The 16,883-nt window shown below is 42.4% G+C and carries 14 protein-coding genes; 5 read left to right on the top strand and 9 right to left on the bottom strand.

The window, feature by feature from the left end; genetic code table 11:
* The first annotated feature begins 848 nt into the window (after positions 1-848).
* On the top strand, positions 849-1,571 hold the full coding sequence (locus L1285_RS02560; RefSeq protein ID WP_235410877.1) for a hypothetical protein: 723 nt from the start codon (positions 849-851) through the stop codon (positions 1,569-1,571).
* Positions 1,572-1,582: 11 nt separating this feature from the next.
* Complete coding sequence (locus tag L1285_RS02555; RefSeq protein WP_235410876.1) at positions 1,583-2,317, top strand: zinc-dependent metalloprotease family protein; 735 nt, start codon at positions 1,583-1,585, stop codon at positions 2,315-2,317.
* 303 nt (positions 2,318-2,620) lie between these two features.
* Here L1285_RS02555 and L1285_RS02550 read toward each other — a convergent pair whose 3' ends face one another.
* The 6 genes from L1285_RS02550 to L1285_RS02525 form a co-directional block, all read right to left on the bottom strand.
* Entirely contained in the window at positions 2,621-3,358 is a 738-nt protein-coding gene (locus L1285_RS02550; protein WP_235410875.1) for a hypothetical protein, read from the bottom strand.
* 92 nt (positions 3,359-3,450) lie between these two features.
* Complete coding sequence (locus L1285_RS02545) at positions 3,451-3,735, bottom strand: hypothetical protein (protein WP_235410874.1); 285 nt, start codon at positions 3,733-3,735, stop codon at positions 3,451-3,453.
* Between the two features lie 300 nt (positions 3,736-4,035).
* Positions 4,036-4,410 carry a hypothetical protein gene (locus L1285_RS02540; RefSeq protein ID WP_235410873.1) on the bottom strand — a complete coding sequence of 125 codons (375 nt, stop codon included), beginning with the start codon at positions 4,408-4,410 and terminating at the stop codon, positions 4,036-4,038.
* A 22-nt stretch (positions 4,411-4,432) separates the two neighbouring features.
* On the bottom strand, positions 4,433-4,792 hold the full coding sequence (locus L1285_RS02535; protein WP_235410872.1) for a hypothetical protein: 360 nt from the start codon (positions 4,790-4,792) through the stop codon (positions 4,433-4,435).
* Between the two features lie 383 nt (positions 4,793-5,175).
* Complete coding sequence (locus tag L1285_RS02530) at positions 5,176-8,556, bottom strand: hypothetical protein (RefSeq protein WP_235410871.1); 3,381 nt, start codon at positions 8,554-8,556, stop codon at positions 5,176-5,178.
* 856 nt (positions 8,557-9,412) lie between these two features.
* Positions 9,413-11,518, bottom strand: coding sequence for a winged helix-turn-helix domain-containing protein (locus L1285_RS02525; protein WP_235410870.1), 2,106 nt, complete (start codon positions 11,516-11,518; stop codon positions 9,413-9,415).
* A gap of 244 nt (positions 11,519-11,762) precedes the next feature.
* Between L1285_RS02525 and L1285_RS02520 the strand changes: the two genes are divergently transcribed.
* Positions 11,763-13,151: a serine hydrolase domain-containing protein gene (locus L1285_RS02520; protein WP_235410869.1), complete on the top strand. Its 1,389-nt coding sequence runs from the start codon at positions 11,763-11,765 to the stop codon at positions 13,149-13,151.
* A 139-nt stretch (positions 13,152-13,290) separates the two neighbouring features.
* On the opposite strand, the gene L1285_RS02515 is transcribed toward L1285_RS02520, so the two are convergent.
* Positions 13,291-13,557, bottom strand: a complete 267-nt coding sequence (locus L1285_RS02515) for a hypothetical protein (RefSeq protein ID WP_235410868.1) — start codon at positions 13,555-13,557, stop codon at positions 13,291-13,293.
* A 429-nt stretch (positions 13,558-13,986) separates the two neighbouring features.
* Here L1285_RS02515 and L1285_RS02510 point away from each other — a divergent pair, with 429 nt between their 5' ends.
* Both L1285_RS02510 and L1285_RS02505 read left to right on the top strand, forming a co-directional pair.
* A complete protein-coding gene (locus tag L1285_RS02510; RefSeq protein WP_235410867.1) occupies positions 13,987-14,460 on the top strand; it encodes a hypothetical protein in 474 nt (157 codons plus the stop codon).
* A gap of 55 nt (positions 14,461-14,515) precedes the next feature.
* Positions 14,516-15,871 carry a hypothetical protein gene (locus L1285_RS02505; protein WP_235410866.1) on the top strand — a complete coding sequence of 452 codons (1,356 nt, stop codon included), beginning with the start codon at positions 14,516-14,518 and terminating at the stop codon, positions 15,869-15,871.
* Positions 15,872-16,008: 137 nt separating this feature from the next.
* Here the strand turns inward: L1285_RS02505 and L1285_RS02500 are convergent, their stop codons facing one another.
* The gene (locus tag L1285_RS02500; RefSeq protein WP_235410865.1) at positions 16,009-16,329 is read right to left on the bottom strand and encodes a DUF2834 domain-containing protein; all 321 of its coding nucleotides are present in this window, start codon (positions 16,327-16,329) and stop codon (positions 16,009-16,011) included.
* 105 nt (positions 16,330-16,434) lie between these two features.
* Complete coding sequence (locus L1285_RS02495; protein ID WP_235410864.1) at positions 16,435-16,749, bottom strand: DUF6693 family protein; 315 nt, start codon at positions 16,747-16,749, stop codon at positions 16,435-16,437.
* Positions 16,750-16,883: the final 134 nt, after the last annotated feature.

Genomic DNA, 16,883 nt, shown 5'->3' with positions numbered 1-16,883 from the left:
GATAAGGGCTTTGTTGTAATCACGCCAGTTAGTGATACGCTTTTCTTTCAAAATTCAGCCTCGGTGTTTGCTTTTGAGATCTGATCACACAAGGCAAGATTAGTTCAATGATTTAGGAAACAACGCCCTACCGACTTGTTAATCATGATTAGTTCTATGTCATCCCGGGAGTTTTACCTGCTTGTGGAAGGCAGAAAAGATATTGAAGTGTTCGAGCACAGTTCAAACAGCTCACAGGCCGCAAAGAATCCATATGAGGCAAGTGTGTTCGGGCTGGTTTTGATAATGAATTCAGCGCTGAGCTTGTTTGCAGTTGATGGTGGTTAACAAAACATGCTCTCACCCTGGGCGCTAAAACTCACCCAAAGCAGGTGCTCCGTTGCGCCCAGTCAGCAGTTGAGGAGAATTTCATTAAACACCCATATAATAAAAACGAATAATATATTCCCATGAGTTTATTTATAAACCCCATTAATATCTCACATGAGAGTAAATATTTGCCCTTTTTATAAACGACGCTCAAGCGCAGACAGCAGTAAACGGATCAAAAATTCGCTACAGACAATACCCGGGGGAACAAATGGCTTCACCGAATAAATATTAAAAGCAATCAATACAGAAGCATAGACTCTAGTGCCTAATGGAATTAACCCATTTTTATTGCTTTTTCTGTTCTGCGGATGCCACTTTTTGCACTGATTTTGTGACTAATACTTATTCATTATTAACAATTTTTATTCGTTATATTATAACAAAATAACCATAAAAACATCACTTTGAAACTTGTTTGACACATTTGTTAACTTTAATTATATTCACTTCCCTTCCAGCCAACCGAAGAATAAAAAATGAAGAAACTGACATTTTCACTTATTTTAATAGGTATATTTATATCATATTGGCTTTTTTCCGGATCTGACTCAGAAATTACGCAACCCCCATCAGTGCAAGAAGATGCACTAATAGTGAATAAAAGCGTAGAAAAAGCGGCACCTGTTGTTGCCTCCGGTTCACCCAAGCAACAAACAGTAATTACCTCAAACACAACAACAGAAATAACGCAGGACATGGAGCGATTGCCGCTGGATATTGGGGAAATCGCAGCAATCTCTGATGACGCGAGAGCTGTGTTAATAGAAGCGGGCGTGCTGGCAAGGGATATTAGTGAAGAGGCCTATGTTGAGTTTAACCTTGCTGCCATGCAGCAACTGGAAGTGGGCGATACCTTTGACCTGACTATCCCTCAGACCACCGAAATGCACCGCGCAGAGGTCACCCAGGTGGATGTCTTTCCCAATGGCGACAAAAGCGTTTTTGCGACAGTCACCGGCTCTAATAACCGCTTTCATAATTCAGTGATGACAGTCGGAAGTGACGCCATTTACGGACAATTCACTGTCCCCTCAGGCAATTATGTTTTTGAATCCCATGGCAAGCATGGCTGGATTGCTGCCAAACGCGACCTTTATAAGAATCATGTAGAACACACGCCTCAGGCGCGTGCACCTGCTGATGGGGAAAAAGATCTCTTTGCCCCACCCATCAACACTCAAACAACAAGTAAGAAGTAAGGAAAATCAATATGAAAAAAGCAATTTTAGCGACGGCGCTCACCTTAGCCTCTGGATTAGCTCAGGCAAACACCATAGATATTGCCATTTTGTACAGTGATGAAGCAGCAGCTAAAACATCCAATATCCAGACAAAAGTCAACCAGCTGATCTCGTTTTCTAATCAGGTGTACAGCCAAAACAACATCAACCTGAGACTGAACCTGGTCGCTTCTGACTCTATTGGCAGTGCAAAGGTTACAGCTGATGAAGACTGGCTAAATGCACTGACAAACAGCACATCTATCGCGCAATATCGTGATGCAAATAGTGCCGACATGGTGGCATTACTGGGTGTCGGCTCAGCAACGGGCAGTAACCTGATCAGCTGTGGTATTGCCTGGGTTGGCCAGGGCAGCAACGGTAATCTGTATCCGTCTCAGGTCGACAAAATGTACTCTATTACCGCAGTAGATTGCGGCGCAACCACCTTTGTACATGAGCTAGGCCACAACCAGGGCTTAACACACGCGCGCAGACAAGGGGACACCTCTGGTGGCGTATACACCGATGGCATGGGACATGGTGTTTATAATGTATTCACCAGTATCATGGCCTACCCACATGTCTTTGGTAGCGCAACACAATACGACTACTTCTCAAACCCGAACTGGACAGCAAACGGCTATCCTTTCGGTGTTGAAGGCGAGTCATATGCCTGGAAAACAGTGAATGCAACCAAAGACGACATTGCAAACATGAAATAACAAACTGCCTGAGCAATTGTCAGGTGAATGAAATGAGAGCGCTCGACGAGCGCTCTTTTTGTTTAGTCCGGTAAAACGAAGCATTGGGGCTAAGAGTGCGGCACATGCACAGTAAAAAACTGGCGGAGGGAAAGTTTGTAATATGTACTAACTCAAATCTGAGCTTACAGTGTCGATGAATAGAGTTGGACTTCATCTGACAAACCGCTCCGAGCGAAAGTCGGATGATCGTTCTAGCTCGTTTATGGACATAAATGAGTTAGGACGAATGCGTCCTTTTGAGTAGCTTGTTAGTTGTTTGGCTCACAGAAAATGCAATAACAAACGTCCAATAGAGTTAACTAAATCTCGACTATAGATAGCTAGCCATTTATTAGCATCATGATCAAAGTGTGAATCACTAAAGCTATTTCTAGAGTTTGCAATTGCACTGGTCAGTGTAGAAATACTTGTCACCATTTGAACTGGATAACTGCCTACTGCTGAGAGCTTTGAATCAATGTCTGTTCGAACCAACTTGGACAACGGTATTAAGTCAGTGACATTGCTGCTAGCTGGAACATGTTTCTGAACATAGGATTTATACAATCCCTCCAGACACGTATATGCCAAAGTCATTGCATTGTTGTAGTTTGCCGTATCTATTGCATTGTCAATTTTAGACAGTGTCGAATTGAGCTTATCAGAACTCCACTGATGGTTTGGAATAGTAGCCTTGGGAACAGGGTTACCGTTACCAAACATATATGCTCGAAGATCTTGAGCTTCAGTTGGACAATGTGGCTCGACAATGTCTATAAAGGCACGAAAAACTTCAAATCGTGTTGATTCATCGAGATTTTGGAGAATGTCCCAGTAAAAGTCTCGACGAGTTGTACTCTGTTTCAGCCTGTTTCTTTCTTCAATGTAAAGTGAATAACCTGGCAAGCCACGGTCAAACTGTTGAACGACCTTAATGAAGGCTGAGCCGCTATGGTAAGCAGGTGAGCCTGTTTTATCCAACATACTAAACAAATGACTATAAGCAGATATCCACTGCATTCAATACTTCCTCTTAAAACAACTAACACCCGCAGCACGGGCAAATTGGAGCGAAGCGGAAATTTGTCCCAGTGACTGCGTTTGTTATGTGTTTACTCATAATTTTGCCACTTCGCTTTGACATCTCTATATTGCTCAGGAAGATTTTCTTTTGCCTCAGCTACAGAACCATAACCTGAATCTTGCTCGGCTTCCCAAACAGAATCACAACTGAAGCGATAAATAATATCTGATTCATCGTACTGGCAGATTGCTAAGCCAAATATTTCTGAAGCGGTTTCCCCTGACTCGTAACGAAGCACACCAAATGGCCTCTCACCAGACCAAGCCCACTCAACAACCTTAGCTCCATCGATTTCTTTTGGCGGTTTACTCATGCTTCACCTGACACATAACAACTTATTCTGCCCCACTATGGTAGTTTATAACACACCGAAGCGGCGCATATTACATACCTTCAGAATTCCACCAATAATTGCTAATATAAACAGGCAGATAACACAGCAGCAAATTCCAGCTTCTCACATTGCCCCAAAACGGCGAGTAATAATGTTATAGGACAAAATCAGGCACTTTGTAAAAAGGCTTACATAGTTTTGTTCGCTACCGACTCCCTTTCTTCGCTCTATGCCACTACATAGGGCATTTGCTTTAACTCATCTTGGGGCAGAAACGAGTTACGACTGATTCATAATGACCATAAACTGTCGTGCAATCCTGAGAGTATCTTCGACCTGAGCTTTAGCTTTGTTATTACACGGTATTTCTTGAGAGCGCTCATGCATTTTAACATCGACAAATGTGTTGGCCCCACTCCCCATATTGTTCATTGGGTGTACAAGGATAAGCTGTCCAGCTTTCTTAGACGCCGCTTTCAGCTCATTGCGTACATTTGGCTTTAAGTATTTACATTTTTCATCCAGATGGATACTAAGACGGTTATGTTGTTGCATTTCCACAATTTTATCAAAGAAAGTCCGCTCCATATCTGCAGAGTCTGCAAAACTTGCAGCAGATGTTAAGGCAGCAGCTGCCAGTAGTAACTTTTTCATTAAGGTCCTTTTTTCCTTGCAGTTATTGATAGTGTTTTAAAATGATTTTTGCGACATCAATTTTACTTTGCACGTATGTCTCGACACCTTCGTCGCAATGATATAACTCAGCACGTTCTTTCATCGTCGCAGAGAGAAACGGGTTGCCCAACGACTTAACCTTATTAAGTGGATGAAGCGTAATCTCATCCCCCAAAGCTTTAATGGCCTGATCTAGCAGCGTACGATCCGAGGAGCTTAAGAACTTACACTTATCATCGAGATGTGCAGCCAGGAAGCTATGTTGTTGGATTTCGACATACTTGTCTAAGACTTCGGCTTCGTTCTCTTGGGACTGTGTCCCCAGACTTATTAGCAGTAAGGGGACAGCCAGGTACTTCATTTGTGGATCCCTAAAATTTCAATTTATTACAATGCCAGATTGGCGAACTAATGCTAATTTAATAGACGCGAGTATGCGAGCGTCCTAATTAACACGTTTGTTGTTTGTTTACTTCTAAGCTGTCAGTTCCCTCTCCCAGACACATAGAAAGCCATCAGTATTGGATGTTGGATGCCGTGTTTAAGGAAGATGCTTGCCAGATCAGCGGGCCGATTTCAGCAAAAATATGATGCTTTATTCGTAACCTGGTAAACAGCACACAGGCCGAAGAGGCTCGATGCGTGGCAAGTTTGTTCGGGCCAGCTTGGACTATGAATTCAGGGCGGAGCTTATCTTCGATGGTCGTTAACGAAGAATGCTCTCACCCTGATAGCCGAAGCTATTTACTCTAATTGATAATCAGGTCTGTAAAATACGAAAGATTTTACATAGTCTAGAGTATTTATTTGTTTAGTTTCCATTTTTATTGAAACTTTCTTCGTACCAGATGGAAGGGCTATTTTGGTACTCAAAGGTTCCCACAACGAAGTAGTTCGAGCTTCTCCCACGTACTCAGGGTTTATATCCTTAATACAGTTTCTGTACGTATCAGAATCAACCTCTGGCCCACATCTACTCAGCCTTTCATTATTAATACGCTTAGTCTCTTCATCCTCAAGAGTTTTAACCAAGTTTTTTATATTTCTACAGGCTTGCTGTTGTAAGATTTCCTGGTCTAATTCTAAATAGCTGGGTGAACCAATCAGGTTATTTGAATCATCCTTAAAAGTAAATGTAACAACTGGCTTTGCCGAGCAGCTCGAAATAGCAGTGGCTGACCCCTTTTGTAGGACAGAGTGCAAGCGGCTTCTTACAAGTGTGTTAAATGATAAATATCTTGCATTGGCCACACCTTCCGTCACATCAATCGTAATACTTTGGTTTACATTTACATCATTCAAAGGAGTGGCTGGTTTTATTTTATTATCAGCACTATAACTATGAAAACCTCTAGTAGTGCCTATAAACGAATACATAGCACGTACATCGCTGATTGACTCAACCAAATCATACGTATGAATGTAGCCTTTTCCACCTTCTTGATGATATGAGATGGCATCACAGCTATCAGATTTTCCAATTGCGTACTGAACGTAACAGAAGAATAGTCCGCCATTATCATCATAAAGAAAGGATTTACTTCCATTACTGTACTGTGGAGGAAAGTCAGTAGCTATGTAGTCTGCGTAGTAACTTATGTCACCATAATAGCCGCCTTTATAACTATCATCTTTGAATCGAGCATTAAAGGCAGGGTGGATGTAGTTAGAAAAACTATGGCTTTGTTCCGGAATACGAGTTTGATAGCCAAAATAGTCCCTTGATGATGCCCTTCCATTTGCAAAATTTCTTGTATATTCAAAAACCAAAGAATATTTTGAATCATTCTTCACACGCTCAAATACACCTTTCCCATACCAATGCAGTAATTCCCTTTCAAATGAAGATATCCCCAGGTAGCGATTTGTGTGACTAGTAAATCTTTCCAGGGTTGCATTTGGCTGAAGCCAAACTTTATCAAAGTTCTTATTTATTTCAACGTCGTATATTTGTGTGTATTTTATTAGACATTTTTCTAGATCATTGTTTCTATCACTACAGCTTTGCTCAAATGTTTGGGCAAGATCAGGCCCCTTTCTGTAGCCAGATGCAACAAGCTCTAGATCTGGGCTGAAGGACTTTATATGTGATTTCAAATGGCTTATAAGCCCCAGGGTTTTCCTATCAGATGATTCAGAGCCATGTATAAAACCAGCAAGCTTTACTTTTGAGTTAGGATACTGTGAGCGCCATAACGCATACTGCTCAATAACCTCGTCTATATATACAGTAAATCTTTTCTTAAATTCCTCTTCTATGAAAGGGTATGGATTTTCAATACCCTTCTCTATTTCATCTGCAGTGAGAACTTTGTAGTAGGGCTCAGGAAGCATAACATAAAACCCTCTCGACTTTGAACTGGCAACGCCCGTCAAGGGATCTTGGCGATCGGCCGATTCATGCATTGCAGCAAGTAGAGACTTTTCATTTTTAAAAAGGTATTTATTGTTTGGTTTATTCGCTTTGCTTTTAACTCTGAATATAGTATCAAGATACCCTCTAAGATAACTATTATTATGACCTGGGTTAAACTTATTTAAAACATTATCAGTAGACAATACATTGGTAAAGCGAGTAGCATCTGCGAAATGTGGAGATTTCTTTAATATATTATCCCAGAACGCAAAACCATCAAACAAAGGTTTTGAAACGTTCATCTTAGGCTCTGATTCTGGCTTGGAGCTTAAGCTAGAAGGAAGCTGATAAGTATGAAAATACGCATCAAAAAATAATGTAGGGTCTATATCATATAAGTGCGTTGCATCATCTATACTATTCGCTTGGGGAATGGTTTTCCATAGTTTATTAAATACCGTTGACTGATATTTATTAGCCTCCATAGCCGCACCTACGATATGGAGAGGACTGCCATTATAGTATTCGATTTCGTCCCAGTTTACGAGCGTAATGTTTTTTTTGCTACTGAGCACAGCTGACTGGCCCGCACTATTTGATGCAGATAGACTGACTTTCACTTCATCATTAGTTCTATAGTTAGACATGTAATGTGAAAATCGGAACTTTACCAAGGTACCATCCCTAGTTGCAGGGAAGATTCGCTGGCTACCGGATTTTTCGACGATAACTTGATATTGACTCGCATTTTTAACAGCTGAAACATCCCAAGCTAGTAGTTCATTCTTGTTGTAATACGGGTCCAGGATGGCATTGCCATTATTCTCATGGATGAAGTTTGCTGAACCACTCACAGGTGACGGAGAAGAAACTTGAATTGTTATATTGCTCTCTGTACACGGTAACTCAGGATTACAGGCGCCAACTTTATATATGTGTGTACCCGGGGACCCTGTGCTAGGCTTATAATATAAATTCTTTCCAGAGTATAGAACCCGACCGTTTGAAGAAACCCTATAGTAGCCATTGTGGATCATGCCACCTGGGGGGTTCCAAGTTATATTTACACCTTCGCCCAATTTAACATGGGTTCTATCTGCGGTTAAGTTTCTAACAAATCCAGGGGATGAATAGATATAAACACTGGTTGATGCTGGTGAGCTACATTTGTTTTGCGAATTACAAGCCTGAATGGAGAATGACTGCCTACCATAGTTTGCAAAGTTCAGCTCTTTACTCTGACCTCTAAAATATGCACCATTCAGTTTATAATAACTTACATACTGCCCCCCAGACTGCGGGCTCCATTTAAGCACAAAGTTTTTATTTACTGGTTGATAATACTCATGGGATTCGATAATAGGTGCACTTGGAACTGGTAGCTCCCTGATCTGGACGCATTGTTCATTATTTATATTAAATAATCCGAACTCGCCCTCATTCGAGTTCCACCCCCGAACAATAAAACACCAACGACCTGTCTGATTAAGCGAAATTGATGTACCTGACCCTCTTTGATCCTGAAAGGTGTAATCGCCCCCGTTTAACCGATAGCCTACTTTCACGAAAGAAAAGTCGGCGAACGAAAAGCCCGGCAAGGGGGACCAAGAAATATTTACAGGATTATTTAAATATCCAGAACTTGGTACTGAAATAGAATGAGTTACTTTACCAACTACGGTATTCGCTGAAGCAGGAAGTGACAATGATGAAACGAACAAAATTTTCGACATCGTCAACCAGCTTTTATTTGATATTTTAAATTTCACAATTTTCCCTTTTTCATTTAAAAACAAATCAATTGTACCTATTTATTTTAAATTTTGACAGTCACTTTCTACCTATATTTAACTAGACGATTTACGACCAAACCTGACTCACTCGCTATAAACAGAGTTCACTATTATTACTTCCCCCCCGATAGCGGTATGCGGATATGCTATTTTACCCCCTAAAAAAGCACTGAGGAAAGAGACATGCAAAAACTTGTCTGCCACCCCATAAAATGACGGGCAGCGCAGTGTGTCTTCGGATTTAGTATTTATTCTGAGACGAAAGCTCGGGTATGGGAATTTTTGCAGCTCCATATCGATATGAACTACCCCATAACGCTCCATACAGCACAGGCACCTCTTTGGCCTTGACCTTAGTAGTCATTTTCACTCGCAGCCACATAACACTTGATGCCAACCATGACCGCGCTTGCAATAGAAATCATAAACACAATGACTTTGAGATAAGGTTCATCATACTCCCGATTGCTAAGCACTAAATAGCTTACTAAGTTGAACACTAAAAAGGTGGTCGCACTGCCAACAAAAAACGATTTCTTAGATGTGAACTTATTCAGCGAACATACCACTTGCTTTATTTAGTATGTAAGAAGTAGTGAAGCGGCGACATTATCGCCATTATTACGCACTGATAAAACCATAATCTGAGTAACACCCTGATATTTATGACTCAAATCAATATGGTGACCACACAAGGAGCTGCCAGCTGTGGTTTACTCAATTTATTTCATCAAAAACGAACCGAATAACAAGTAACCCCCGTGCTGGACAGACAAAGCCTGTCTATTTGGCATAAGTGTCGGGCCCCTGTTTTACTTTACCGCCAGCCTAACTAACGCAGCTCCAGTGTCACAATATCCTTGTCTGCTTCAAGATCTGAATAAACAACTCCAGCTTCATTAAAGTCCGACACTGTGCCATCAGGGGCAGGAAGAGTGCGTATCAACTGCGAGGTTTTACCCTCTGCTGATATTTGCCTTAGATGATACACAGACGCACTCTGCTCTATGAGCAGCCACAGCGCATTTTTATGCCATTTGTGCGCGACGATCCGTTGATGCTCTGGTGCAGCAAAAATGGTTTGTCCATTTCCTCTTTGTACCTCGCGTTTAGTCACCACAAAGTGCCCGGCGTTGGTCACCACGAGCCTCCCTTGTTTCAGTGTGCGCTTATGTATGGGGTCGTGACCCTCTGCGTACTCAAACCACAGTGATTCATCCGCGCTCTTGCGTTCAAATAAAATACGCGACCCTTGGTCCAGCCACTGAGTCGGAGTGCCAACAATCTGAGTTTCATTAACTGCTTGGTGATTATTTTGCTGCCACTCAACCGTGGTCAATAACCCGTTTCGTGCAAACGCGAGCTTAGTTTCATTTTCATTCCATACTGGCTGGGATAAAGCAAGGTGTTGCTGTTGATTTGCATAGACCAACCATTCACGCCCGTCAGTCAGCACTTTAACAAATATTTGCGCATACCCATTGCGGTTTGAGACAAATGTTACATATTTGCCTGACGGCGAAAGACTGACTAACCACGTATGACGATTCGAATTGCTAAGGTGCTGCGCTTCGTCCTGCTCATACCAATGGATATAGGCGTTACCTTGCAGTTTTGTCTGTGTAAAAGTGAGTAATTTACCATTGGGTGAAACACTTGGAAAATGCAGAAAATCGTAATTTTCAAACGCAATATCTTTAAGCTGATTGCTTTCATCCAGAAATTGCAGATGTTTGCCATCACTCAATAAGTAGCCATTTAGCGCTTCAACATAGTTAATGAAGTACCAATTTGGCCCAAGATCTGCAATCACCTCACTTTTTCCATCGGTCAGGCTGAGCCTTTTAATGATTGAGTGCCGCTGCCGGTCAAAACCCAGCACAGTGAGTGAGTTTTTATCCGCTGATAGTGCAATACGATAAGGGTTAAACTGCTCTGTGGGGCTGAGCAGAACCTCGGTTTTCCCAGTGCTCAAATCACCACGATACATTCGGTTGACTGCTTCATGCTTTGCCAGGAAGTATACATTCTGGCCCAATGTCACGAACGTGCTGATGCCAATTTTCCCGGCCAGGTCAAAATGAACCTGACGAGACTCCACCTGAAAATGACGGTCAAACAACACACTCTCAAACTGCAAGTGGTCAGGTTGCGCAACGGCATACACCAGACGATATCCAGCTGATGCGGGGTTGGCTTCAGCCCACGAAAAATAACGGATATCTGCATTGTGCTCCCATATCTTTTGGCTATAAGAACGATCAGCGGCAGTGAGCCAAACCTCAGTGGCATTTGAGTCGTCAGCTTTCGTTTTTAAATACACGATTGCTTTGCTGTCTGGCGTAAAGCGGCTGTAATACTCATTTTGCGGGCTTGCAGTTAAAGGTTGAATATTTTCAACTTCAGGTGAATTCGATGCCGTACTTTTAAGCATGACTGAAAACAACCAAATACATATCAGTGCAACCGGACTCACGGTGAGCACCATTGTTTTTAGATGTCCTTTTTCGCGTCTGGGTTGCTGCAAAGTTGAAGAGAGTGTCTGTTGCTCTGATGATAATGAGTCTCGCTCGGCAACACGACGTACATTAGCATACAATGCATACCCTCTTTTCGGGTGAGTCTTTAGTACTGTTTTATCATGGTCATTCAGTGCAATTCTGATTTGACTAATGGCCCTTCGGATCGAAACCGGGCTATAGATAGAGCGAGGCCATACATGCGAAAAAATTGTCTGTGGGCTTAACACCGCGTTTGCATTGTTCGCCAACATGACGAGTACATCCATTACTTTTGGTTCAAGACGCGACACCAACTGACCCTGGAACAGCTCTCCGGTGTAAGGTGACACTCGTGTTTCATTGAGCCAAAACTGCGCTTTATCAGACTCATCGAGAGTGTCATTCAGCTCTGATTGGCTTGGGCCGTTCAAGTTCAAAATACTGTATTCCTTACTTATTTTTTCTTAATCAAATCCGTACGAAACCTTAATGCTTTGTGCATCGCCAAAAGTACAATGCACAGGCACATTGCTCGTGAAACGCTAAATTAGCACGATTTATCTATCGATTCTAACGACAAAACAAAGGCAGGTAATAATGAACAGTGAGCGATTAGTGCATTCATCCAGGTTTGCTTTAATGGGTTTTCTCACCTTTTTAATGCTAACGAGTGCAAATTTATTGGCAAATGAAGAACAGAGTTTTGACAAACCTGCACACTTGCAAGCATTGATTGAAATGTTGCAAAGCCCTAAACCAAAGGCCATAGAAGACTATGTCGATTTGTATTTTCATTCAGACGCACTGAATAGATGGGGAGGAGAAGGAAGACAAAGGTACATTGGCTGGCTTAAGTCTGTTAAACACCGTCATCAGTCAATGCAAGTTCATAAAACTCTGCCGCAAGACCCAGAGCGTTCAACAGTAAGGGTCAACATGCTCTCAAAAAGTACAGAGCTGATTTACACAGTCACCGCAAACCTCTCGACTGAGAAACCGCATAAAGTAACCGGGCTTTACCTAACCCCGCAACAGCCAACCAGTTTGAGCAATAACCAGCGCTTAACCAAAGCTGAGTTAACAGAAAAACTGAGTGGATATATCGATAAAGTTGCAAACAACGGAGCTTTCTCGGGTACTGTCCTATTGGCCGACAGTGAGGGCGTGTTATATCATAGTGCCAAAGGGCTCGCTGAGCGACGCTTTAGCGTGCCTAATAATCTCCAAACTAAGTTTAACCTGGGGAGTATTAGCAAAATGTTCACCGGAGTCAGTGTGTTGCAGCTCGTTGAAGCGGGAAAGCTATCATTGCAGGATCCGGTTGTGAAATACCTTAACAGGGATTACTTTGGCAAAGGCGCATTTGAAAAGGTCACCATTGCACATCTGCTCAGCCATACTTCAGGGCTGGGTTATCCGAGCTATCCGAAAACCCACCCTAATGATTTACGCAATCTGAGCGATCATTTACCTTTTTTAAAGTACCTGCCGCTTACAGCCGAACCCGGCACACGCTTCAGGTACAGTAATGAGGGGATGATTTTATTAGGATTGGTCATAGAGTCCATAACTCAGGAGTCTTACGATACTTATGTAAAAGAGCACATATTCGACAAAGCTGGGATGCCAAACACGGGTAACTATGATGTTGATGGCGTAACGCCAAATATGGCAATGGGATATTTCTACTCCGACAAATTAAACTCCATGCAATCTAACTGGTTTATTCATGCAATTAAAGGGAACTCAGCAGGCGGTAGCTATTCCACCGTTAAAGACCTTTATGCTTTCTCCAAGGCATTGACCAGCCACAAGTTACTGTCGAGTCATTATAGCGAATTGGCTTACAGCGCAAAGCCTGAATTCAATTCAGCTCGCTATGGTTACGGATTTGGTATCTGGGAGGGTAAAAACGGCAAAGTCATAGGACACAGCGGCGCATTCATTGGGGTCAGTGCAGAATTTAGGGTTTTTCTGGAAAAAGACTTAGTGCTGATTATTCTCGCTAACCAGGATGACGCCACGACGCCTGTAATGACTGTTGCCAATTATCTAATTGAGCATTTATAGTGCCAAGCTAACTTGATGCGAAGCTGTGCTTAGACGAAAGCTTTGAAAACTCGGGTATGGGGAATGTTTGCGGCCCCATACCGATATGCACTACCCCATAACGCTCCATACAGCACAGGCACCTCTTTGGCCTTGGACCTTAGTAGTCATTTTCACTCGCAGCCACATAACACTTGATGCCAACCATGACCGCGCTTGCAATAGAAATCAAAAACACAATGACTTCGAGATAAGGTTCATCATACTCTCGATTGCTAAGCACTGTATAGCTTACTAGGTTGAACACTAAAAAGGTGGTCGCACTGCCAACAAAAAACGATTTTCTAGATGTGAACTTTTTTAGCACACATACCACTTCCGTTATTTTGTACGTCAGAAGTAGCGAAGCGACGATCATTATTTCCATTATTACTCACTTATAAAGCTGTAATCTGAGTCCCCCCAGATATATAATTCAAATCAAGTTGATGGCCAGACAAGGAACTGCTTAAACTGTCTGGCCCGATTTACTTTGTAAAAAGACTAACCGAATAACAACACCACAGTTCCCAAAAGAAATATATGGGTGTTTCAGTAATCCTTGCGCGCATTGGTAGTGCTGGATCTCTGCTTGTTTTAGCTTATTTTGCTAATCTTCACTCAATGGTTTCATTTAAAATCGCTTTCAGTCGTTTACAACCTCCCTTTAACATGCCTTAAAAACGCAAAACCCAAGACTTAAAAATTGCAAAATTCTCAATAAAAACAACGCATTGACACAAACATTGAAATCTAATAGCATCACGATCGGTAATAGAAAATACCATAAATAGACATTCAATAAGGAGTTGTTTAAATGAATAAAATGTCTGCTTCTGCTCTACTTTTATCTACCCTGTTAATGAGTGGCCAATCATTCGCTACCGATTATAATATCACCAAAGAAAGACAACCTAGTAGAATGCTGGTATTAAGCTCTGCTGGTGGACTTTCCAGTGAGTTATTTTCAGTATTGAACATGGATTTAAGAGATATTCCATATAGAGACAAAACAGGGACAATCACAGGTATCAGCTACGTCTCTGCAAATTTCTCTGAGTCGACCACCGAAACGGCTGAGTTGTGCTACTATCGAGCGTATACCAATAACCCTATTAAGTGTGTTGAAATACAGCCAAATTCTTCAGGTCATGTGACCGCATTTAATGGCTTTGAATTCAAAGCGGGTATTACAGCATCAATCGTGCATCGTGTAGATGCAACAGGTAGTTTCCATTACCTTGAGCCGAACAGAAAAGAAAGTGTGACATTCCACTATTCGGCCAACTAAGTCAAATTTAGCCCCTTATTTAATAAGGGGTTATCTCATTTTTGGGACAGTAAATATGGATATATCAGACACCCGATGGCACGCAAAAACGCAAGCCTCACCTGCTAACTCACATCGCTCGAATACGACTACCAGCCAGAGCAGCGCACACAGTACACAGGTGTCTGTTTCTTCACTGGCAGTGAGACTTAAAGAAGCACAACAAGCCATTGACGCCGCCCGTTTGACTCAACAGCCCTTTCCCCAGGATAAAAGTGCGGCAACGTGGCAAGCTCAGAACGAACAAGCAGCGATTGACTCGGCTAAGTTCGAGTTTGAGCAACTGTCCAAATCTCAGCTGGAGACCATCGCTATGGACCCCAGTCATACCTTTTCAGAGGCGGAAAAGGTTGCCGCTTATGAACAATGGCATGCGCTTGATCAACGCGCGCTGTCCGAGTTGAAGCGACATTCACTCAAAGATGATAATGCCGCGGCATCATTTGCCACTGCGTTAGACACACATTATCAGGCGTTTTCAGATCTCGCTAAAGCGATGCTCCCCGATAATTACATGTCGCAAGCACAGTCACACTTTGAGTCTGCGATACAAGATATCAACCTATCAGCGCAAGCAAAGGGCGGTGAATCTGAGCAGTACTATGCGCTTATGGTGGCAGACTTGTTTGGCGGCAATGAACCTAAAGTACAAAACGGCGCACAAGGTATGTCTTTAAACAACTTAGAGCGCAGCAATTATGAATTTTTGACCCAGCAAGATAGAGATGTGCTGGCTGACATGTATCAATATGCGGATCAAAATGACATAGACTTTACCTACATTAAAAAGCTCGCCAGTGATCTTGGCAACTACAGACGACATGACGACGGCAAGTTACTGGGTAATTTCAATGAAGGGCATTTTAATGCCGACGGCCAAAAGCTGACAGTCGGATTTACACAAAAAGATCAAGCTTCAATAGATCGCCTGACGAACAGTGGTGCCTTGTCTGACAGTGCCCTGGACAAAGGCTTTGTGTCTTTTATCACGCAGCCCGGTCTAGGCGCGCTCTCTCACCGGGGTAGCTACCAATTTCTGGCACACATGGCAGAAGTAACGGCGGGTATGCCTACCAGTGACTCGCCCGAGCAGTTTAAAACTTTCACTGAAGCAAATAGCACCAGCGAGCGCTATGTTATCTCCCACTCTGAAGAACGCATCTCACTCCCCGAGCCGGATGTCTCATGCAAAAACGGTGTCTGTGAGGTCACTGAAAAAGGCCGTAAAAATGGTGTAACGTTAGTGCAAGACAGTCCCGGCTTTGCGCCACCGGCTGAGCTGGACCTCGCTCAATTTGATGCCTTATATCAGCTGAGAAATGACCCAGACACTCAGAAGTCAGCCTGGTTTGAATGGTTTTTTGACAAGTAATTTAGTGACTTTTGGCGGGCGTTTTTTGGCGAATAAGCCCAAAGGTGGGCTAAATCGCTATAAGTGAAGCTGATATCACTGAGTGCCTGCATGTTTCGCCTGCGTATTTCGGACGTACCAGGTGCTAAGTCTAGTTGCTAAGGCTGTGACTGAAATGACTGCCTTTCTTTAAGGTATAGATACAATGGCAGCCCAAACGATACGCCGACTAACAAAGTTCCCAACACAGCAAAATACCGGTGCTTCACTTTGTGTCTCTCGCCATCCACTAAGATAAAACCTAATAAAGCAATCGCCGCAACCAAAACATCAAGCCAAGCAAATACACTAATTGGGTTTGCCGCCGCTTCACCAAAAAAAAGACCAATATCCAGGCCATTGGTTGCTACCCAAGGAACAAACGCACCATAAGGTAGCAAAATTCCTAGCACGGCCAGAACCAGATAAAACCTTACCATTTAGTCACCCTTGACTGGCGCCAAATAGCAGGCTGAAGTTAGCGACGAAGAAGCGCAAGCCTGCTGTTTTGCGTCATTTAGTTAAAGCGCTTTTTAGATTGCAAATCACTCAATGGTTGTATTATTTAAGGAGTAGTTCCAGACTTTGTAAAAATAAAAAGCATAACCTAACCCAAGAGTAATTATAGATATGATAATCCATAAGATTACATGACCTATATTTCCAAAGATATCAGTATGGCATACCATTGGTCTTGGATTTCCGTTGTCATCAATGACTTTTGAACGATTAATTATAAATTTAGAGAATGAGTACGGGAAAAAGAAAGCACCAATACCAAATGTTATTAATATTAAAATAAACCAAAGTATTAAATGACCTAGAATATCTAATGTCCCTACATCTGCCTGAATTCTCATTTTTACTCCTTTTTCGATTTTTGCCAAGCACTTCAGTATTTATGCTTGAGTATTACACATAATCTCTTGTTGATCTGGGCCTTTGCCTGTACGCCATATCCGGCTGGTGTGATTTATACTAAGGGGATTGGTTT

The organism is Pseudoalteromonas sp. DL2-H2.2, assembly GCF_021532535.1.
Lineage (GTDB): Bacteria > Pseudomonadota > Gammaproteobacteria > Enterobacterales > Alteromonadaceae > Pseudoalteromonas > Pseudoalteromonas rubra_A.
The sequence above is the reverse complement of the archived record's forward strand: the minus strand, read 5'-3'. Positions and strand labels throughout refer to the sequence as shown.